This window comes from Streptacidiphilus jeojiense, assembly GCF_000719095.1.
Classification (GTDB): Bacteria; Actinomycetota; Actinomycetes; order Streptomycetales; family Streptomycetaceae; genus Streptacidiphilus; species Streptacidiphilus jeojiensis.
Map to the genome: position 1 here is coordinate 72,299 of NZ_JOEH01000001.1, position 20,044 is coordinate 92,342.

The following is a 20,044-nucleotide window of genomic DNA, read 5'->3' on the forward strand; positions in this document are numbered from 1 at the left end:
TCCGAAGGAGCCACCCATGCAGGACATCGCCGAGCAGCTCGACGCCTGGCATGCAGCGGGTCGCTCCTTCGCCGTGGCCACCGTGGTGTCCGTCTCCGGGAGCGCCCCGCGCGATCCCGGGGCGGCGCTGGCCGTGGACAACGACGGCGAGGCCGTCGGCAGCGTGTCGGGGGGATGCGTGGAGGGGGCGGTCTACGAGCTGTGCCAGTCCGCGCTCGCGTCCGGGAAGCCGGAGCTGCACCGCTTCGGCTTCTCGGACGAGGACGCCTTCGCCGTCGGTCTGACCTGCGGCGGCATCATCGACGTCTTCGTCCAGCCGGTCGTCCCCGGCGCCTCGGAGGGGCTGGACGCCGCCCTCGCCCACATCCACTCGGGCACCCCGGTCGCCCTGGTCCGCGCCGTCGCCGGACCGGCCGCCATGCTCGGCTCCGCCCTGGCCGTCACCGGCGACACCCACCACGGCACCTTCGGCCGGTACCCGGCACTGGAACGGGCCGCCGCCACCCACGGCCGGGCCATGCTGGACGCCGGGCGCACCGGGCAGTTCACGCTGGCGCTGGACGGCCGGCCGTGCACCCCCGACGCCACCTCGGCGGAGACCGACGCCGACTCCGAACGGACCGTCACCTTCTTCGTCGAGTCGCACGTCCCCGCCCCGCGGATGATCGTCTTCGGGGCCATCGACTTCGCCGCGGCGGTCGCCCGCATCGGCGGCTTCCTCGGCTACCACGTCACCGTCTGCGACGCTCGGCCGGTCTTCGCCACCGAGCGCCGCTTCCCCACCGCCGACGCCGTCGTCGTCGACTGGCCGCACCGCTACCTGGACGCCGAGGTCGCCGCCGGACGGGTGGACGGCCGCACCGCGCTGTGCGTGCTGACGCACGACGCCAAGTTCGACATCCCGCTGCTGGAGCGGGCGCTGCGGCTGCCGCTGGGCTTCGTCGGCGCGATGGGGTCGCGCCGCACCCACCTGGAGCGGCTGGACCGGCTGCGCGAGGCCGGCCTGACCGAGGTCGAGCTGAACCGGCTGCGCTCCCCCATCGGCCTGGACCTCGGCGCCCGCACCCCGGAGGAGACGGCGGTCGCCGTCGCCGCCGAGATCGTCGCCCACCGCCGCGGCGGCACCTGCCTGCCGCTCAGCAGCCACAGCGGCCCGATCCACCACGACCACCCGCTGCGGGTCAGCGACCTGCCGCGCCGGATCGCCTGAGGCCCCCGGGCCCGCGAGGCGGATGACCTATGCTTCCCGGGCGGGCCGTAACTGGCGCTTGGGTGGACCACCACCGGGGAGCGACCCGCCTTCGGAGCGAAGCCGCGCGCCTGGGCACACCCTTCCAGCACCGGGATCCGCCCATGTCCGCCCAGCTCATGTCCGGTACCGCCCTCGCCCGGCAGATCGTCGAACGCTGCGCCCTGCGGGCGCAGGCCCTGTTCGAGGAGCACGGCGTCCGGCCCGCCCTCGCCACCGTCCTGGTCGGCGACGACCCGGCCTCGGTCACCTACGTCACCATGAAGCGCAACCGCTCCGCCAAGGCGGGCATCGACTCCCGCCTGGTCCGGCTGCCCGCCGAGACCACCACGGCGGAGCTGGTCGCCGCGGTGCGAGCGCTCTCCGACGACCCCGGCGTGCACGGCATCCTGCTGCAGCACCCGGTCCCCGCGCACATCGACGAGCGGGCCGCCTTCGAGGCCATCGCCCCGGCCAAGGACGTCGACGGCGTCACCATGCACTCCTTCGCCGCCATGGCCTTCGGCGAGCCCGGCTTCGCCTCCTGCACCCCGGGCGGCATCATCCGCCTCCTCGACGCCCACGGTGTGGAACTGAGCGGCCGTCAGGCCGTCGTGGTCGGCCGCAGCCCGATCCTGGGCAAGCCGATGGGCATGCTGCTGCTGGCCCGCGACGCCACCGTCACCTACTGCCACTCCCGGACCGTCGACCTGGCCTCGCATCTGGCCGCCGCCGACATCGTGGTGGCCGCCGTCGGCAGGCCCGAGTTCATCAAGGGCCACGACCTCAAGCCCGGCGCCGTCGTCGTCGACGCCGGCTACAACCCCGGCAACGTCGGCGACGTCGACTTCGCCGGCGCGATGGAACGAGCCGCCCTGGTCACCCCGGTCCCCGGCGGAGTCGGCCCGATGACGATCGCGGTGCTGCTGGAACAGACGGTGGACGCGGCGGAGCGCGTTTTGTTCAACTTGTGACGTGTCATGTACTCCCACCTGCCCGAATTTAGGTCACTTTGACTTCACATCTTGAAGGCATATTCTCAGCTGGTTGACCAAAGTCTTCAAGCCACAGCCTTCAAGTCCGGCGAGGATGCCGGACGCCAAGGAGCACCGCAGTGACCAGCACCACCCTGCCCACGTCCGCCAGGCCCCCTCGCAGCGCCGGCGACAGTCTGGGCCACGTCATCTTCATCACCGCCGCCGCTGCCATGGGCGGCTTCCTCTTCGGCTACGACAGCTCCGTCATCAACGGCGCCACCGGTGCGATCCAGAGCAAGTACGGCATCGGCTCCGCCGAGCTGGCCCAGGTCGTCGCCATCGCGCTGATCGGCTGCGCCATCGGCGCCGCCGTGGCCGGGCGGGTCGCGGACCGGATCGGGCGCATCCGCGTCATGCAGATCGCCGCCGTGCTGTTCACCGTCAGCGCCGTCGGCTCGGCGCTCTCCTTCGCCGTGTGGGACCTCGCGCTGTGGCGCGTCATCGGCGGCTTCGGCATCGGCATGGCCTCCGTCATCGGCCCCGCCTACATAGCCGAGGTCGCACCGCCCGCCTACCGCGGCCGGCTGGCCTCGTTCCAGCAGGCGGCCATCGTCATCGGCATCGCCATCTCCCAGCTCGTCAACTGGGGCCTGCTCAACGCCGCCGGCGGCAACGACCGCGGCCACCTGCTGGGCCTGGAGGCCTGGCAGGTCATGCTCGGCGTGATGGTGGTCCCGGCCGTGGTCTACGGGCTGCTGTCGTTCGCCATCCCCGAGTCCCCGCGCTTCCTGATCTCGGTCGGCAAGACCGACCGCGCCAAGGCCGTCATCGCCGAGGTCGAGGGCGAGAGCCGGGACCTGGACGCCCGGGTCGCCGAGATCCGCGCCGGCATGGAGTCCGAGCACCAGTCCACCTTCAAGGACCTGCTCGGCGCCCGCTTCGGCTTCAAGCCGATCGTCTGGGTCGGCATCGGCCTGGCCGTGTTCCAGCAGCTGGTCGGCATCAACGTCGCCTTCTACTACTCGAACACGCTGTGGCAGTCGGTCGGCATCGACCCGAGCTCGTCCTTCCTGTACTCGTTCACCACCTCGATCGTGAACATCGTCGGTACCGTCGTCGCGATGATCCTGGTCGACCGGATCGGACGCCGGGCGCTCGCCCTGATCGGCTCCTCCGGCATGGCCGTCTCGCTGGCCTTTGAGGCCTGGGCGTTCTCGGCCAAGTCCGGGGAAACGCTGCCGCACGGCCAGGGCATGGTGGCGCTGATCGCCGCCCACGCGTTCGTCTTCTTCTTCGCGATGTCCTGGGGCGTCGTGGTCTGGGTCATGCTCGGCGAGATGTTCCCGAACCGGATCCGCGCCGCCGCGCTGGGTGTCGGCGCCGCGGCCAACTGGATCGCCAACTGGGTGATCACCGCGACCTTCCCGAGCCTCGCGGGCTGGAACCTCACCACGACCTACGTCATCTACACGGTCTTCGCCGCGCTCTCGATCCCCTTCGTGGCCAAGTTCGTCAAGGAGACCAAGGGCAAGCGACTCGAGGACATGGTCGGCTGACCAGTCGTCAGCAGCAGTTCCCAGTCCTCGGTCCGTTGACGGCGAGGGCGCGGCCCCTGGTGGCCGCGCCCTCGCCGTCGGCGTCGGATCAGATGCCTCCGCCGCCGAGGCCGGCGATGCTGGTGGTGGAGTCGCCCGGCGAGTTGTGCGACAACGAGTCGTAGCCGCCGCGCTTCTTCGGGCCGGCCGTGCGCAGCTGCACCACCGCGTCGCGGACCTGGCGGAGCACCGTGCGGACGGCGGTGTCCGGGTCGGCAAGCACCTCCGGGTCCGCGGCTGCCGGCAGGGCCTCGCTCAGGGAGCGGGTGGTCTCGGCGATGGACTCGCGGAGCTCCTCCTGCTCGGGGCCCGGGAACAGCAGCGGGGTGAGGCCGGCCCGGTGGGCCAGCGCCGCGAAGGGCTCGTCCTCGGTCGCGAGCAGCGACAGCCGGGCGATCAGCCCGTCGCGTTCGGACGGGTCCGCGAGCGCGGTGCGGGAGGTCGGGATCAGGCCGAGGCGGCGGCCGCGCCGGGGGGCTATGGTGCCCTCGTCCTCCAGCAGGGCGCGGTAGCTGTCCCTGAGTTCCGGCGCATGCCGCTTGATCCAGGCCTGGACCACCTTGGGTTCGGGGATCAGCTTGATCACCGCGATCGCGCGGTCGAACCGCGGGTCGCCGGTGTGCGGTTCGGTCTGGGTCCGGCCGAGCAGCGTCAGATTGGCGCCGCGGATGCCGAGCCGTCCCGCCTCCAGCAGATCGAGGAGTTCCGCCCCGGCGAGGGCGCAGCCGAGCTCGGGTCCACCGTCCAGTTCTCCGGTCCGGTCGTCCCAGGCAAGCAGTGCCAGTTCTCGTCCGCGTGTCATACCTTCAACGTATGTCGCGGCGACCCCCATGGACAGGGCTGGGGCCTGCGGGTTCGCCGGCCGGGCGGAAATCTCAGAGCGACAGCGCCAGCAGCACCGGGGCGGCGCGGGAGGCGAGGGTCTCGGCGGTCTCGCGGAGCCGGAAGGACTGGTCCAGCGGGAGCGAGAAGCCGAGCGCGCCGACGCTTCCCCCGGCCGTGACGGGCACCGCCGCGCAGACCGTCCCGAGGGCGTACTCCTGGAGGTCGAGCACCGGCACCGTCGCCGGCTGACGGTCCAGCCGGTGCAGCAGCACCGTCTGGTCGATCTCGGTGCTGGGGGTGAACCGGGCGGCCGGGTGGCGGAAGAAGTGGTCCCGGCGGCCGTCGTGGTCCAGCTGCCCGAGCAGGCACTTGCCCAGGGCGCTGGCGTGGCCGGTGGCCCGGAAGTCCACCCATTCGTGGACGCTCGGGGTGGACGGACTGTCCACCACCACGTCCACGGAGACCTCGCCGTCCTGGTACCGGCTGAAGTAGACGGCGGCGCCGAGCTCGTCCCGCAGTGAGGAGAGCTTGGCCAGCAGCCGGGACTGGATCATCAGCTCGCGGCTGCCCTCGCCCAGCAGGGCCAGCGCACCGCCGATGACGTAGGCGCCGTCGTCCAGACGCTGCAGGTAGCCCTCGCGCTCCAGGGTGCGCAGCAGCCGCCGGGCCGCCTCGATCGGCAGCCCGACCTCGGCGGCCAGCTCGACCGGGGTGCTCCCGTGCGGGTGCCGGTCCACCGCCTCCAGCAGCCGCAGCGCACGCGCGACCGGGCCGCGCGGGGCCCCGGAAGGTGGGGCCGCATCGGCCGGACGGGTGCTGTTCTGTGCCGCCATGCCCATCAGAGTAATCAGCGACACGGCTGATGGGCATGGCTTGCACGGAAAGCGGGAATGACCGTACGTCAGTCCGATGGTCCGGGGTCAGCCCGTGGGCATGTCCTGGATGATCGAGAAGGACGCGCCCCAGGGGTCGGTCAGCGCCGCCATCCGGCCGAAGGGGGTGTCCTGCGGCGCCGAGGTGACGTTGGCGCCGCGCTTGACGGCGGCGTCCACGGTGCTGTCGGTGTCGTCGACGCAGAAGTAGGTCATCCAGTGCGAGGGGACCTCCTCCGGGAAGTTCTCGTCGGTCATCGGGTTGATGCCGCCGACCGGGCGTCCGTCGACCTGGATGGTGAGGTAGCCGCCGGGACCCTCGGGCGCGCCGGGGATCGGGCCGACGCCGAGGCCGAACACGGTCTTGTAGAAGGCGCCGGAGGCCTCCGCGTCGCGGGAGTTGCACTCGTTCCAGGCCAGCGCGCCCGGTTCGTTGACGAGCTGCGCGCCGATGAAGTCCTTGTGCTGCCAGACGCCGAAGACCGCGCCGGCCGGGTCGACCGCGACCATCATCCGGCCGAGGGTCATCACGTCCATCGGCGGCATCATGATGGTGCCGCCGGCCTTGCCGATGGCGGCCGCGGTGGCCTCGGCGTCGCCGGTGGCCAGGTAGGTGGTCCACACGGTGGGCGTGGACTCGTCCATGGTCGGGCCGATGCCGGCGACCGGCAGGCCCTTGTAGGTACAGACCGCGTAGCCGCCGGTCTCGGCGGCCCCGGGCTCGCCCTGCCAGCCGAGGATGTCGCGGTAGAAGTCGAGTGCGGCCTGCTGGTCCGGGACCATCAGGTCCACCCAGCAGGGGGTTCCAGGTGCGTATGGGGCTTTGACTTCGGGCATCGGTGCGAGCCTCCGGAATGAGACGTGCGGACGGTCCCCCCGGGGGACACTCTTCACCGTCCGCTGCCACTCCGCTACCGGAATCGCAGAATAGAACAGAAGAGCGAACCCCGGTGCGACGCTGCACCGGGGTCCGCTGGTTCACTGCCGCCGATCGGCCTGGGGTCAGCCGTCGATCAGCCGCCGATCAGCCGGGGATCAGGCCTCGTCGGCGTTGCGGATCGCCTCGACGGCGGCCTGCAGCCGCCGGCCGTAGTCGGCGTCGGCCGCGTGGAAGAACGGCAGGACCCGCTCGACCACGTCGTCGCGGCCGACCGAGCCGATGGAGCCGGCCAGGTTGGCGATCAGACGCTCCTTCTCGCCGTCCGACATCAGCCGGTACAGCTCGCCCGCCTGGAAGAAGTCGTCGTCCTTGGCGTGCGCCAGGGCCGCATGGGTGCCGGTCCAGCCGTGCACCGCGGTCGGGGCGGCCAGGGCCTGGTCGGTCTGGCGCGGGCCGTCGTAGGAGTTGGGCTCGTAGTTCTTGGCCCGGCCCGCGGTGTTGGCCGCGCCGAGGCCGTCCCGGCCGTAGTTCTGCGCGGTGGTGGCCCTGGGGGCGTTGACCGAGAGCTGGGTGTGGTTGACGCCCAGGCGGTACCGGTGCGCGTCCGCGTAGGCGAACAGCCGGCCCTGGAGCATCTTGTCGGGCGAGGGGCCGATGCCGGGGACGAAGTTGTTCGGCGAGAACGCGGCCTGCTCGACCTCGGCGAAGACGTTGTCGGGGTTGCGGTTCAGGACCAGTCGCCCGATCTTGTGCAGCGGGTAGTCCGCGTGCGGCCACACCTTGGTGAGGTCGAACGGGTTGAAGCGGTAGTCGGCCGCCTCGGCCACCGGCATCAGCTGCACGTGCACCGTCCAGGACGGGAAGATGCCGCGCTCGATGGCCTGGTGCAGGTCGCGCTGGTGGCTGTCGGCGTCCTGGCCGACCAGCTCGGCCGCCTGGCCGGCGTCCAGGCTGCGCACGCCCTGGTTGGTCTTGAAGTGGTACTTCACCCAGTAGGCGGCGCCGTCGGCGGCGACCCACTGGTAGGTGTGCGAGCCGTAGCCGTTCATGTGGCGGTAGGAGGCCGGGATGCCGCGGTCGCCGAAGAGCCAGGTGATCTGGTGCAGCGACTCGGGCGAGTAGGACCAGTAGTCCCAGACGTTGTCCGCCTCCTGCACGCCGGTGAACGGGTCGCGCTTCTGGGAGTGGATGAAGTCGGGGAACTTGATCGGGTCCTTGATGAAGAACACCGGGGTGTTGTTGCCGACGAGGTCGTAGTTGCCCTCCTCGGTGTAGAACTTCAGCGCGAAGCCGCGGGGGTCGCGCACCGCGTCGCCGGCGCCGAGGTTGCCGGCCACGGTGGAGAAGCGCAGGAAGACCTCGGTGCGCTTGCCGACCGTGTTCAGGAAATTGGCACGGGTGTACGGGGTGACGTCGTCGGTCACCTCGAAGTAGCCGTAGGCGCCGGAACCGCGGGCGTGCACCACGCGCTCCGGGATGCGCTCGCGGTTGAACCGGGCGAGCTTCTCGATCAGCTGCTGGTCCTGGATCAGCACCGGGCCGCCGATGCCGGCCTGGGCGCTGTTCTGATTGTCGGCGACGGGCGCGCCGGACTCGGTGGTGAGGATTTTGGCGGTGCTGGTTTCAGGCATGGCGGTACCTCGGTAGTGGCTCAGGGAAAGGTGAAGGGTGGTGCGGCAGCTGCTGGGCGGGCCGTCGTCTCAGACGCCCAGCAGCCGCCAGATCGCGGCCCGGCGGCGGGAGGTCTCCGCGCCGTCGGGGGTGTCGGCGGGCGCCAGTGCGGCAACCGCGGACTGCGCCGACGCGGCGTCAGCGAAAGGACGGGCTCCGGTGACTGACGCAGCCTCAGCTCGGGTCAGGCCGGCGTCGGTCAGGGCCTGCACCGCCTCCTCGACCGGCACCAGGTTGAACCAGCGCAGCGCCAGGGCCGCCCGTCCCGCCTCGGTGAGCCGGCCGGTGAGCCGCAGCCGGGCCACCCCGCCGTCCGGGAAGACGTTCAGCCGGGCGCCGTCGACCGGGCGCTGCGGGGCGACCCGGAAGCGGTGCCGGGTGTCGGGCTGGAGCCGGGTGCGCGGCAGCAGGTCGAACCACTCGCCGCTGGCGGCGTCGCGGCCGGATACCGAGGCCCAGCCCGGGCAGTTGGCGACGAAGTGGGTGGTGTCCAGCTCGATCGCCAGCACCTCGCCGGTGCCGGCCAGGTTGAGCTCGACCCAGTCGTTGTCCTTGTTGCGGCGCCGCCGGGTCTCCCAGCCCTCGCCCATGACCGCCGCGCGGCCCAGCGAGTTGAGGTTGTGCGGGGAGGAGAAGTAGCGGTCCGAGGCGCCGGTGGCGACGCCGCCGTGCTCCTGCGCGGCCAGGTCGAAGGTCAGCCCGTCCAGGTCGCGCGGGTCGGCGACGACCTCGCCGTGCACCCGGAGCCGCGCCACGCCGCCGTCCGGCCAGATGTTGAGGCGGACATGGGTGAAGCGCTGCTCGCTGTCGACCGCGAACTCATGGGCGGTGTCGCCCTTGAGCGCGGTGCGGGGCACGATCTCGGTCCACTCGGCCGCGGCCAGCTCGGCCGGGGAGGGGTGGCCGGGGACGGAGGCGGCCTCGACCGAGGCGGTCTCCGGGTAGTTGCCGGTGAAGTGGGCGGTGTCGACGATGACGCCGCGGACCACGCCGGCCGCGCCCAGCCGGACCACCGCCCAGTCGTGGTCGTCGTCGGTGGGGTGCGGCTCGTCGGCGCCGGCGCCCCGGCGGCGGCGGGTCTCCCAGCCGTCCATGATCTGGCCCTTGTGCCCGAAGGTGTGCGGCCGGAACTCGGCGGCCGCAGCGACGATCAGGTTCTCCTTCTCGGCGAACAGCTCGTCATTGGCGTCCACCACGCCGGCGCCCAGACCGCGGGCTGCGAGGTTGACCAACTCGGTGAAGGCGGCGGGCTGCTGACTCTCGGTCATGCTTCTCCTCGGGCGATGATGCGGCCGATCGGACGGGCGTCAGCGTCGACGTCCACGACCTGGCCGCGAAGCCAGGTGGTACGGACGGCGCCAGTCAGCGAACGGCCTGCGTACGGGGTTACGGGGTTGCGGTGGTGCAGGCCCTCGGGGTCGACGGTGAAGGCGGCGTCGGGGTCGAAGGCGACCAGGTCGGCGTCCTTGCCGGGGGCGATGGCCCCCTTCGTACACAGCCCGACCAGGGCCGCCGGGCCGGAGCTCATCCAGCGCACCACGTCGGCCAGGGCGAAGCCGCGGCGGCGGGCCTCGGTCCAGATGGCCGGCAGGCCGAGCTGGAGCGAGGCGATGCCGCCCCAGGCGGCGGCGAAGTCGCCGTTGCCGCCGTAGCGGGCGAGGTGCTTGAGGTCCGGCGTGGACGGCGAGTGGTCGGACACCACCGCCGCGAACTCCCCGTCCGCCAGGGCCTGCCAGAGCAGGTCGCGGTTGGACTCGTCGCGGATCGGCGGGCAGCACTTGAAGGCGGTGTCGCCGTCCGGGACCTGCTCGGCGGCCAGTGTGAGGTAATGCGGGCAGGTCTCGGCGGTGACCTGGACGCCGTCGGCGCGGGCCTGCCGCAGCAGCGGCAGCACGGCGGCCGAGGAGACGTGCAGGATGTGCACCCGGGCGCCGGTGCGCCGGGCGGCGGCCAGCAGGCCGGCCACCGCGGTGGCCTCGGCGTCGTCCGGCCGGGAGGCCAGGAAGTCCGAGTAGTGCGGGCCGGGCTGCTGCGGTGCGGCATCCAGGACGGCGGGGTCCTCGGCGTGGATGATGGCCAGGGCGCCGATCCGGGCCTGCTCGGCGAGGGCCTCTTCGAGTTGACCGCCCGTCAGATGCGGGAACTCGTCCACCCCGGACGGGGCGAGGAAGCTCTTGAAGCCGAACACCCCGGCCCGGTACAGCGGTTCGAGATCCGCGGTGTTGCCGGGGATCGCACCGCCCCAGAGGCCGACGTCGACGAAGGTCTGGCCGTCGGCGACCTTGCGCTTGGCCTCCAGGTTGGCGACCGTGGTGGTCGGCGGGATGGAGTTCAGCGGCATGTCCACGATGGTGGTCACGCCGCCGGCGGCGGCCGCGCGGGTGGCGGTGGCGAAGCCCTCCCACTCGGTCCGCCCCGGCTCGTTGACGTGCACGTGGCTGTCGACCAGACCGGGCAGCAGGGCCAGGTCGCCCAGGTCGACCAGGTCGGTCCGGGTACCGTCGTTCTGGCCACCGTCGGCCTGCCCGTAGGGCAGCACCTCGACGATCTTCCCCTCGCGGACCACGACATCGGCGGCCTGCTCGCCCTCGGGGAGGACGGCGCGACGGGATCGGAAGACCTGGGTCAACTCAACCTCCGGGATCGGTGCTGCGGCGCGGAACGGATGCTGCGGCTCAGGTGGTAGGGGGAGACTACGGGCGGCTTCAACAAAACGTCAACGTTCGAATCTCCACATCGCCCGGCGGTCAGAGCAGGAAGCGTTGAGCGATCTGCTCCCCGGCCAGCTCGGCCAGCTCGGCGGCACGGGCGATGCTCTCGGCCGCCGTCGCCCCCGGACCGGCCAGCGCCGCGAGTTCGTAGGCGGCGGCGAAGCCGGCGCCGCGCCAGGCGGGCGCGTCGAGTTCGAGTCGGCCTGCCACGGCGACCACCGGGACCCCCGCCCCTGCGGCCGCCGCGGCGACCCCGGCGGGGGCCTTGCCGTGCAGTGTCTGCACGTCCAGGCATCCCTCGCCGGTCACGACCAGGCCGGCTCCCCGCACGGCCCGGTCGAAGCCCAGCAGATCGAGCAGCAGCTCGATCCCGGGCCGCATACGGGCCCCCAGCAGCGCCATCGCGCCGAAGCCCAGTCCGCCGGCGGCGCCGGCCCCCGGGGCCTCGCGCAGTTCGGTGCCGGTGGCCTTGGCGACGGCGTCGGCCCAGTGCGCGAGGGCCGCGTCCAGCTCGGCCACGTCCGCCGGGCCCGCGCCCTTCTGCGGGCCGTAGACGGCGGGGGCGCCGCGCTCGCCGAGCAGCGGGTTGTCGACGTCGCTGGCGATCACCACCTCGACCCCGCGGAGCGCTCCCGCGACGGGTCCGAGGTCGAGATGGTGCAGCCGGCTCAGGGCGGCGCCGCCAGGGGGGAGATCGGTGCCCTCGGCGTCCTGCAGCGTCGCGCCGAGGGCCTGGACCAGGCCGGCGCCGCCGTCGGTGCAGGCGACTCCGCCCAGGCCGAGGACGATCCGGGTGCAGCCGAGGTCCAGCGCCCGGGCGACCAACTGCCCGGTGCCGTAGCTGCTCGCCGTCAGCGGCGCCGGAACCCCGCCGGGGAGCAGCGTCAGCCCGCTGGCCTGCGCGGCCTCCACCACGGCGGTGTCCTCGCGGACGGCTATGGCCGCCTCGACCGGCTCGCCGGTCGGGCCGCTCACCGTCAGCGCGACGCGGCGGTAGCCCGCCGCGAGCGCGGCCAGCACGGTCCCCTCGCCGCCGTCGGCGACGGGGAGGGTACGGACGTCGGTGCCGGGCGCGGTCCGCAGGATGCCTGCGGCGATGTGCTCGGCGGCTTCGGCAGCGGTCAGGCTGCCCTTGAACTTGTCGGGTGCGACGACCACATGACCGGTGGTCTCCTGCTGCTGGGTCATCGCGTCCTCAATCTTCCGGTTTGCGCCATACATGGTGGGTCTCCTCCCGGCGGCGCGGGCACGACCGGATTCCATCATGGGATGGGTCACGCCGCCGAGAGGAAGATCAGGAGGCGTCGCGCGCAGCGCGCCCTTGGAAGGGTGGTGGCGGGCGACGGGTGGGCCCCCCGCGTCGGCGGGCACGACCGGAATGGATCTACCGGCGCGGGGGGAGTCGGTGGGGGCTAGCCCAGGGTGTTGAGCAGGGCGCTGGGCGCGTCCGAGGCGCGTTCGGCGATCGGCTCGAACTCGTTCACCTTGTCGATGTCGCTGCCCGACATCGAGACATTGGTGACGCGCTCCAGGATGACCTCGACGACCACCGGCACCCTGAACTCGGCCATCAGCTTCTTGGCCTGCTCGAACGCGGCACCGAGCTCGCTCGGGTCGAAGACCCGGATCGCCTTGCAGCCCAGACCCTCGGCGACCTTGACGTGGTCCACGCCGTAGCCGTTGACCTCGGGGGCGTTGACGTTCTCGAAGGACAGCTGGACGTGGTAGTCCATGTCGAAGTTGCGCTGCGCCTGGCGGATCAGGCCCAGGTAGGCGTTGTTGACGACGACGTGGACGTAGGGGATCTGGAACTGCGCCCCCACCGCCAACTCCTCGATCATGAACTGGAAGTCGTAGTCGCCGGAGAGCGCGACGACCGTGCCCTCGGGGTCGGCGGTGGCGACACCCAGCGCGGCCGGCAGGGTCCAACCCAGCGGCCCGGCCTGGCCGGCGTTGATCCAGTTGCGCGGGCCGTAGACGTGCAGCATCTGCGCGGCCTGGATCTGCGAGAGGCCGATGGTGGTGACGTAGCGGGTGTCCCGGCCGAAGGCCAGGTTCATCTCCTGGTACACCCGCTGCGGCTTGACCGGGACGTTCTCGAAGTCGGTCTTGCGCAGCAGCTCGCCCTTGCGCTCCTGGCAGCTCGCCGCCCACCCGCTGCGGTCCTTGAGCTGTCCGGCCGCCTTGCGCTCGCGCGCCACCTCGACGAAGAGCTCCAGCGCGGCCCTGGCGTCGGAGACGATGCCGAAGTCGGGGGCGAAGACCCGCCCGATCTGGGTCGGCTCGATGTCGACGTGGACGAAGGTGCGTCCGGCCGTGTAGGTGTCGATGCCGCCGGTGTGGCGGTTGGCCCAGCGGTTGCCGATGCCCAGGACGAAGTCCGAGGCCAGCATGGTCGCGTTGCCGTAGCGGTGCGAGGTCTGCAGGCCGACCATGCCGGCCGTCAGTTCGTGGTCGTCCGGGATGCTGCCCCAGCCCATCAGGGTCGGGACCACCGGGACGCCGGTCAGCTCGGCGAACTCGACCAGCAGGTCGGCCGCGTCCGCGTTGATGACGCCGCCGCCGGAGACGATCAGCGGCTTCTCCGAGGCCTGCAGCAGGTCCAGCGCCTTCTCGATCTGGGCGCGGCTCGCGGACGGCTTGTAGACCGGCAGCGGCTGGTAGGTCTCGATGTCGAACTCGATCTCGGCCATCTGGACGTCGATCGGCAGGTCGATCAGGACCGGGCCGGGACGGCCCGAACGCATCAGGTGGAAGGCCTGCTGGAACGCGCCGGGCACCTGGGCCGGCTCCAGCACGGTCATCGCCATCTTGGTGAGCGGCTTGGCGATGGAGGTGATGTCGACGGCCTGGAAGTCCTCCTTGTGGAGCTTCGAGACCGGCGCCTGCCCGGTGATGCACAGGATCGGAATCGAGTCCGCGCTGGCCGAGTAGAGACCGGTGATCATGTCGGTGCCGGCCGGGCCGCTGGTGCCGATGCAGACGCCGATGTTGCCGGCCTTGGCGCGGGTGTAGCCCTCCGCCATGTGCGAGGCGCCCTCGACGTGGCGGGCCAGGATGTGGGTCAGCCCGCCGTTGGTCCGCATCGCGGAGTAGAACGGGTTGATCGCCGCACCCGGCAGACCGAACATGTGGGTGACACCCTCGGCCTTGAGGATCTCAACAGCCGCCTGGGCGGCAGTCATACGGGCCATGTCAGTTGACCTTCCGTCCGGCGAGGCGCTCGACGCCGCGCAGCAGTGCCGAGTGGTCCAGCGAACCGTCGCCGTTGGCCCGGGCCGAGGCGACCAGCTGGGCGACCAGGGAGCCGACCGGCAGCGGCGCCTCGACGGCGCGGGCGGCGGCGGTGACGATGCCCATGTCCTTGTGGTGCAGGTCGATCCGGAAGCCCGGGGCGAACTGGCGGTCGACCATGTTGGCCTTCTTGCGGTTCAGCACGGTGGAACCGGCGAGGCCGCCCGCGAGCACGTCCAGCGCGGCCTGGAGGTCGACGCCGGCGTTCTCCAGGAAGACCACGGCCTCGGCCACGACCTGGATGTTGACCGCGACGATCAGCTGGTTGGCGGCCTTGACGGTCTGTCCGGCGCCGGCCGGGCCGACGTGGATGACCGTGGTGCCCAGCACGTCGAACAGCGGCTTGGCCTCGGCGAAGTCGGCGGCGCCGCCGCCGACCATGATCGAGAGAACCGCCTCGATCGCACCGGCCTCGCCACCGGACACCGGGGCGTCCAGGGTGCGGATCCCCTTCGCGGCGGCGGCCTCGGCGACCTTGATGGAGGTCTGCGGGGTGATGCTGCTCATGTCGATGACCAGGGTGCCGGGCTTGGCGTTCTCCAGGACACCGCCCTCACCCAGGATCACCTGCTCGACCTGCGGGTCGGCGGGGACCATGGTGATGACCACCTCGGCCTCGGCGACGGCCTCGGCAATGCTGGTCGCTGCGCGACCGCCGTCGGCCACGAGCTTGTCGATGGCCGGCTGGGTCAGGTTGTACCCGGTGACCGTGTGCCCGGCCTTGACCAGGTTGGCAGCCATCGGGCTGCCCATGATCCCGAGGCCGATAAAGGCGATCCTGCTCATTGGTTACTCCAAAACAAGTGAGGGTCAGTCAAGGGCCGAGGGAGGCTGCAACCAGATGGGGGCGCGGGGAACTGCGCTCTACGGAGGTGCACGGTTGGCAGCGCAGTTCCCCGCGCCCCTAAGGCAGTCAGTGGTTAGGCCCGTGCACTGGTGCGCAGGTCCCGGGGCAGCCAGGCGAAGGGGTCCTGCTCCGGTCCGGCCTTGTACTCCAGGCCGACGTAGCCGGTGTAGCCCACGCCGTCGAGACGGCTCAGCAGGGACGGGAAGTCCAGTTCGCCGGAGCCCGGGAAGTTGCGGGCCGGGGCGTCGGCCACCTGTACGTGGCCGATGCGGTCGGCGTAGGTGTCGATGACCGACACGAGGTCCTCGCCGTTGCGGGCCAAGTGGTAGAGGTCGCAGAGGAAGCGGGTGTTGTCGAGTCCGGTGACCGCGTTGACCTGGTCCACCACCGCGACCGCGTCCTTGCTGGAGAGCAGCCCGTACAGTGGCGCCTCCGGCGCGTTCAGCGCCTCGACCAGCAGGGTCGCGCCGATGCCGTGCGCGGCGTGCGCGGCCAGGGTGAGGTTCTCCAGCGCCAGCTCGTCCTGGACCTTGAGGTCCACCCCCTCCACCCGGTTGCCGTAGAGGGCGTTCAGCGAGCGGCAGCCGAGCGAGTCGGCGAGGCCGACCGCGACCGCGATGTTGTCGCGGAACTGCTGGGACTCGGCCGGGCGGGAGAGCAGGCCCTTGGAGCCCGCGGCCATGTTCCCGGCGTCGAAGTTGAGCCCGGTGAGCTGCACGCCGGCATCGGTGAAGGCGCGGCGCAGCGCGTCCAGGTCGCTGTCGGGCGGGGTGGGGCCGTCCAGGGTCCACCAGAGTTCGGCGGCGTCGAAGCCGGCTGCCGCCGCCGCGGCGGGGCGCTCGAACAGCGGGAGCTCGGTGAAGAGGATCGACAGGTTCACGGTCCAGCGCTGGTCGAGCCAGTTGTGCTGCTTCTGCGCGGCGGCGGTCATGCGGTCACCCATTCAATTCCACGATACGGAAGCTCGTTTCTGCTTGATGGAACTATCGCACGAGGCCGCGAGTCACTGTCAAGGGCCGCCGCAACAAAATGTTGAAAATGGCCGATCGGCACTCCGCCCGACCGCACAGCGGTCGGATACGCTGCGCCCGTGCGATTGAAGGTGGAGTTCACGACAGAGCCGTTCGAACTCGACGGCTTCCCCGACCATGCCAAGGCCGCCCGTCGCGCCGTGGACGAGGCGGGACTGACGGTCGACGTCGGCCCGTTCGGCACCAGCGCGGAGGGGGAGGCCGCGGCCGCCCTCGCGGCCGTGGAGCGACTGCTCCGGGAGACCCTGGCCAGCGGCGCCACCCGGATCTCGCTCCAGGTCAGCACCCTGGACGAGGCCGGCCGGCCGATAGCCGAGCGAGAGGAGGACGGCGCATGAGCCGCGAGGAGCACCCGCTGGCACAGGCCATCAAGCCGCTCCTGGACGCCGTCGGCGCCACCGCGGTCAGCCCTGCCGAGGCCCGGCCGGACGACGTGCTGCTGGAGTGGGAGGAGCAGCCGGCCGTCGCCGTGCGACTGCCCGGACTGGAGAGCGCGCTGGACCGGCTGCTCGGCGAGGTGCGCCGGCAGTTCGGCGGCGTCGAGCTGACCGCGCTGGACCGCGCCAGCAAGCAGCGGGTGGTGGCACAGCTGGAGGAGCGCGGCGCCTTCACCATCCGGCACGGCGTGGAGACCGTCGCGGCGGCGCTCGGCGTCAGCCGCTTCACGGTCTACAACTACCTCAACCGGCAGCAGGCGACCACGAAGGACGCCTGAACGCCGACGCGCAACACTTTTTCAACAAACTGTTGACGTACGGCGGTGGTGGACCTAGCTTTTGGTGACACCCCCCTCGTAGGAGGTCATCCGTGGCCCTGTCCACCTCCGCGCTCTCCCGGCTCGAAGCCGGGCTCGACGAGATCTGCACCAGCCCCACCTGGGCGAAGCTGGTCCGCGCCGCCGGCCCCTGGGCCGACCCCGAAGCCGTGCACGCCGCCAACGCCGCGGCGATGGCCGGGCTCAGCGCCGCCGACCTGAGCGACGCGATGGCGGGGCACGCCCGGATCGGGCAGCCCAAGGCCGGGGACGCGACCTCCGAGCGCGAGCAGTCCGGCGTCCAGGGCGCCGAGCGCGCCCTGCTGGACGAGCTGGCGCAGGCCAACGCCGACTACGAGGCGAAGTTCGGCCATGTCTTCCTGATCTGCGCCACCGGCCGCACCGCCGGGACGATGCTCGGCGCCCTGCGCGAGCGCTACGGCAACGACGCGGCGACCGAGCGCGAGACCGTCCGCGGCGAGCTGCGGAAGATCAACGACATCCGTATCGACCGCCTTCTCACCGAGGACTGACGGAGCATCATGACGTCCATCTCCACCCATGTGCTGAACACCAGCACCGGCCGCCCCGCCGAGGGCGTCCCGGTCGAGCTGGCCCAGCGGGGGGCCGGGGGCGGCTGGACCGTCCTCGGCGGCTCCAGCACCGACGCCGACGGCCGCTGCAAGGACCTGCCGGTCCCGGACACGGCGGCGGGGACGGTGCTGCGGCTGAACTTCACCACCGAGGGCCCCTTCTTCCCCGAGGTCTCCATCGTCTTCGACGTCGACCCGGCCCAGGCCCACTACCACGTACCCCTGCTGCTCAACCCGTACGGGTACTCCGTCTACCGAGGAAGCTAGAGATCCCATGGCTCACGTTCTTGGCCAGAACCAGTACGGAAAGGCGGAGACCCGTGTCGTCCGCATCTACCGGGACACGACCCGCCACGAGATCAAGGACCTGAACGTCTCGGTCGCCCTCTCCGGCGACCTGGACGACGTCCACCTGACCGGTTCCAACGCCAACTGCCTGCCGACCGACACCACCAAGAACACGGTGTACGCGTTCGCCAAGGAGCACGGCATCGAGTCGGCCGAGGCCTTCGGCATCCACCTGGCCCGGCACTTCGTCGACAACAACGAGCCGATCCGCCGGGCCCGGATCCGGATCGAGGAGTACACCTGGGACCGGATCCGCACGCCGGACAACTCGGCGCGCTTCATAGGGTCCGAGGAGGTCGGCCACTCCTTCGTCCGCAACGGCGGCGAGATCCGCACCGCGCAGATCACCTACGACGGCGACCGCTTCGAGGTCATCACCGGCCTCAAGGAACTGACCGTCATGAACTCCACCAACTCGGAGTTCTGGGGCTACATCAAGGACAAGTACACCACCCTCAAGGAGGCCTACGACCGGATCCTGGCCACCCAGGTGACGGCCCGTTGGGCGCACTCCTGGAGCGGCGAGGAGACCCAGCCCAACTGGGAGCGCTCGTACACCCACGTACGCCGCCACCTGTTGGAGGCCTTCGCCGAGACCTACTCCTACTCGCTGCAGCAGACCCTGTACGCGATGGGCAGCCGGGTCCTGAACAACCGCGCCGAGGTGGACGAGGTCCGCCTGGAGCTGCCCAACAAGCACCACTTCCTGGTGGACCTGGAGCCGTTCGGCCTCAAGAACAACAACGAGGTCTACTTCGCCGCGGACCGCCCGTACGGTCTGATCGAGGGTACGGTGCACCGCGAGGGCGTGACCCCGGTCATCCCGGTGGCATAGCCTTCCTCCAGCACCACCCCAGGGATTCTCCCGCCGTCCCGCCCTGGGCAGCCCCACCCGACGGCGGTTCTTGTGGGACCCGGAGCCCACACCGCCATCGCCGAGGAGCTGAGACAGCAGATGACCTTCCTTCCCCCGTCCTCCGACGAGCGCATCGTCATCGAGAACGCGGCCATCGCCACCGTGGACGCCGCCGACAACGAGTACACCCGCGGGCACGTGGTGATCGCCGGCAACCGCATCGAGTCGGTCGGCGAGGGCCCCGCCCCGCAGTGGCTGCAGGGCGTGGTGCGCCGGATCAACGCCGAGGGCCACCTGGTCACCCCGGGCCTGGTCAACACCCACCACCACTTCTACCAGTGGATCACCCGCGGGCTGGCGCAGGACAACATCCTGTTCGACTGGCTGGTCGCGCTCTACCCGACCTGGGCCCGGATCGACGACCGCCTGGTCCACGCAGCCGCCCAGGGCTCGACCGCGGCCCTGCTGAAGTCCGGCTGCACCACGGCCAGCGACCACCACTACGTCTTCCCCAAGGATGGCGGCGACATCCTCGGCGCCGAGATCGAGGCGGTGGCCGAGCTGGGCATGCGCTTCACCGCGCTGCGCGGCTCGATGGACCGCAGCAAGAAGGACGGCGGCCTGCCCCCGGACCACGCGGTGGAGCAGACCGAGGAGATCCTGATCGCCTCGGAGGCGGCGGTGGACCGCTACCACGACGCCTCCTTCGACTCGATGCTGCAGATCGCCATCGCGCCCTGCTCGCCGTTCTCGGTCTCCACCGAGCTGATGCGCGAGGCCGCGCTGCTGGCCCGCCGCAAGGGCGTACGGCTGCACACCCACGGCTCGGAGACGGCCGAGGAGGAGCAGTTCTGCAAGGAGCTGTTCGGCATGGGCCCGACCGACTACTTCGAGTCCACCGGCTGGCTGGGCGAGGACGTCTGGATGGCGCACTGCGTCCACATGAACGACTCGGACATCGCCAAGTTCGCCGAGACCGGCACCGGGGTGGCGCACTGCCCGTCCTCCAACGCCCGCCTGGCGGCCGGCATCGCCCGGGTCCCGGACATGCTCGCGGCCGGTGTCCCGGTCGGCCTGGGCGTGGACGGCACCGCCTCCAACGAGTCCGGCGAGCTGGGCACCGAACTGCGCAACGCGCTGCTGATCAACCGGCTGCACGGCCGCCCCGACGCGCTGACCGGGCGCAAGGCGCTGCGCCTCGGCACCATGGGCGGCGCCCGGGTGCTGGGCCGGCAGAACGAGATCGGCTCCATCGAGGTCGGCAAGCTCGCCGACCTGGCGCTGTGGAAGATCGACGGGGTGATGCACTCCTCGATCGCCGACCCGATCGCCGCGCTCACCCTGGGCGCGCTGCCGCCACTGACCCTGCTGCTGGTCAACGGCCGCCCGGTGGTCGAGAACGGCCACCTGACCACGGTCAACGAGGACCGGATCGCCAAGGCGGCCGCCGACGCGGCCAAGGAGCTGGCCTCCCGCACCTGAGCCGGTGCAGAACCCCCTGAACTCCGGGTGCCGCTGGACGGTGTGGCACCCGGGCTCCCCGGCAGCGCCCTGCGCGCCGC

19 protein-coding genes and 1 riboswitch are annotated in these 20,044 nt (G+C 71.5%); of the genes, 9 read left to right on the forward strand and 10 right to left on the reverse strand.

Annotation, left to right across the window (positions count from 1 at the left end):
- Nucleotides 1–16: 16 nt before the first annotated feature.
- The 3 genes from IF29_RS0100325 (at nucleotide 17) to IF29_RS0100335 (ending at nucleotide 3,761) form a co-directional block, all read left to right on the forward strand.
- Nucleotides 17–1,210 (forward strand): XdhC family protein, encoded by a 1,194-nt coding sequence (locus tag IF29_RS0100325; RefSeq protein WP_030248067.1) that lies wholly within the window; start codon nucleotides 17–19, stop codon nucleotides 1,208–1,210.
- Between the two features lie 37 nt (nucleotides 1,211–1,247).
- Nucleotides 1,248–1,333, forward strand: a riboswitch (ZMP/ZTP riboswitch).
- Nucleotides 1,334–1,353: 20 nt separating this feature from the next.
- Nucleotides 1,354–2,202 carry a bifunctional 5,10-methylenetetrahydrofolate dehydrogenase/5,10-methenyltetrahydrofolate cyclohydrolase gene (locus IF29_RS0100330; RefSeq protein WP_030248068.1) on the forward strand — a complete coding sequence of 283 codons (849 nt, stop codon included), beginning with the start codon at nucleotides 1,354–1,356 and terminating at the stop codon, nucleotides 2,200–2,202.
- A gap of 140 nt (nucleotides 2,203–2,342) precedes the next feature.
- Entirely contained in the window at nucleotides 2,343–3,761 is a 1,419-nt protein-coding gene (locus IF29_RS0100335; protein ID WP_232241959.1) for a sugar porter family MFS transporter, read from the forward strand.
- An 88-nt stretch (nucleotides 3,762–3,849) separates the two neighbouring features.
- On the opposite strand, the gene IF29_RS0100340 is transcribed toward IF29_RS0100335, so the two are convergent.
- The 10 genes from IF29_RS0100340 to IF29_RS0100385 form a co-directional block, all read right to left on the reverse strand.
- A complete protein-coding gene (locus IF29_RS0100340; protein ID WP_030248073.1) occupies nucleotides 3,850–4,602 on the reverse strand; it encodes a GOLPH3/VPS74 family protein in 753 nt (250 codons plus the stop codon).
- Between the two features lie 73 nt (nucleotides 4,603–4,675).
- Nucleotides 4,676–5,458, reverse strand: a complete 783-nt coding sequence (locus IF29_RS0100345; RefSeq protein ID WP_084713368.1) for an IclR family transcriptional regulator — start codon at nucleotides 5,456–5,458, stop codon at nucleotides 4,676–4,678.
- Nucleotides 5,459–5,545: 87 nt separating this feature from the next.
- Entirely contained in the window at nucleotides 5,546–6,334 is a 789-nt protein-coding gene (locus IF29_RS0100350; RefSeq protein WP_030248078.1) for a VOC family protein, read from the reverse strand.
- A 198-nt stretch (nucleotides 6,335–6,532) separates the two neighbouring features.
- Nucleotides 6,533–8,008: a catalase gene (locus tag IF29_RS0100355; RefSeq protein ID WP_030248080.1), complete on the reverse strand. Its 1,476-nt coding sequence runs from the start codon at nucleotides 8,006–8,008 to the stop codon at nucleotides 6,533–6,535.
- 69 nt (nucleotides 8,009–8,077) lie between these two features.
- Nucleotides 8,078–9,316, reverse strand: coding sequence for an allantoicase (gene alc, locus IF29_RS0100360; RefSeq protein WP_051724720.1), 1,239 nt, complete (start codon nucleotides 9,314–9,316; stop codon nucleotides 8,078–8,080).
- The gene (gene allB, locus IF29_RS0100365; protein WP_030248084.1) at nucleotides 9,313–10,692 is read right to left on the reverse strand and encodes an allantoinase AllB; all 1,380 of its coding nucleotides are present in this window, start codon (nucleotides 10,690–10,692) and stop codon (nucleotides 9,313–9,315) included. The genes alc and allB overlap by 4 nt, the downstream gene beginning before the upstream one ends.
- Before the next feature lie 103 nt (nucleotides 10,693–10,795).
- Entirely contained in the window at nucleotides 10,796–11,917 is a 1,122-nt protein-coding gene (locus IF29_RS0100370) for a glycerate kinase (RefSeq protein ID WP_198037242.1), read from the reverse strand.
- Nucleotides 11,918–12,171: 254 nt separating this feature from the next.
- Nucleotides 12,172–13,953, reverse strand: coding sequence for a glyoxylate carboligase (gcl, locus tag IF29_RS0100375; protein WP_030248087.1), 1,782 nt, complete (start codon nucleotides 13,951–13,953; stop codon nucleotides 12,172–12,174).
- A gap of 1 nt (nucleotide 13,954) precedes the next feature.
- The gene (locus IF29_RS0100380; protein WP_030248088.1) at nucleotides 13,955–14,839 is read right to left on the reverse strand and encodes a 2-hydroxy-3-oxopropionate reductase; all 885 of its coding nucleotides are present in this window, start codon (nucleotides 14,837–14,839) and stop codon (nucleotides 13,955–13,957) included.
- 134 nt (nucleotides 14,840–14,973) lie between these two features.
- Nucleotides 14,974–15,843 (reverse strand): TIM barrel protein, encoded by an 870-nt coding sequence (locus IF29_RS0100385; protein ID WP_157623491.1) that lies wholly within the window; start codon nucleotides 15,841–15,843, stop codon nucleotides 14,974–14,976.
- A gap of 147 nt (nucleotides 15,844–15,990) precedes the next feature.
- Here IF29_RS0100385 and IF29_RS0100390 point away from each other — a divergent pair, with 147 nt between their 5' ends.
- The 6 genes from IF29_RS0100390 to IF29_RS0100415 all read left to right on the forward strand — a co-directional run bounded on the left by IF29_RS0100390 (nucleotide 15,991) and on the right by IF29_RS0100415 (nucleotide 19,964).
- Entirely contained in the window at nucleotides 15,991–16,269 is a 279-nt protein-coding gene (locus tag IF29_RS0100390) for a thiamine-binding protein (RefSeq protein ID WP_030248093.1), read from the forward strand.
- Complete coding sequence (locus IF29_RS0100395; protein ID WP_030248094.1) at nucleotides 16,266–16,646, forward strand: helix-turn-helix domain-containing protein; 381 nt, start codon at nucleotides 16,266–16,268, stop codon at nucleotides 16,644–16,646. Before IF29_RS0100390 ends, IF29_RS0100395 begins: the two co-directional genes overlap by 4 nt.
- A 92-nt stretch (nucleotides 16,647–16,738) precedes the next feature.
- Complete coding sequence (gene uraD / locus IF29_RS0100400) at nucleotides 16,739–17,218, forward strand: 2-oxo-4-hydroxy-4-carboxy-5-ureidoimidazoline decarboxylase (RefSeq protein ID WP_051724721.1); 480 nt, start codon at nucleotides 16,739–16,741, stop codon at nucleotides 17,216–17,218.
- 9 nt (nucleotides 17,219–17,227) lie between these two features.
- Entirely contained in the window at nucleotides 17,228–17,545 is a 318-nt protein-coding gene (gene uraH, locus IF29_RS0100405; protein ID WP_030248099.1) for a hydroxyisourate hydrolase, read from the forward strand.
- A gap of 7 nt (nucleotides 17,546–17,552) precedes the next feature.
- Nucleotides 17,553–18,461 (forward strand): factor-independent urate hydroxylase, encoded by a 909-nt coding sequence (gene pucL, locus IF29_RS0100410; protein ID WP_030248100.1) that lies wholly within the window; start codon nucleotides 17,553–17,555, stop codon nucleotides 18,459–18,461.
- A gap of 120 nt (nucleotides 18,462–18,581) precedes the next feature.
- A complete protein-coding gene (locus IF29_RS0100415) occupies nucleotides 18,582–19,964 on the forward strand; it encodes an 8-oxoguanine deaminase (RefSeq protein WP_030248102.1) in 1,383 nt (460 codons plus the stop codon).
- Nucleotides 19,965–20,044: the final 80 nt, after the last annotated feature.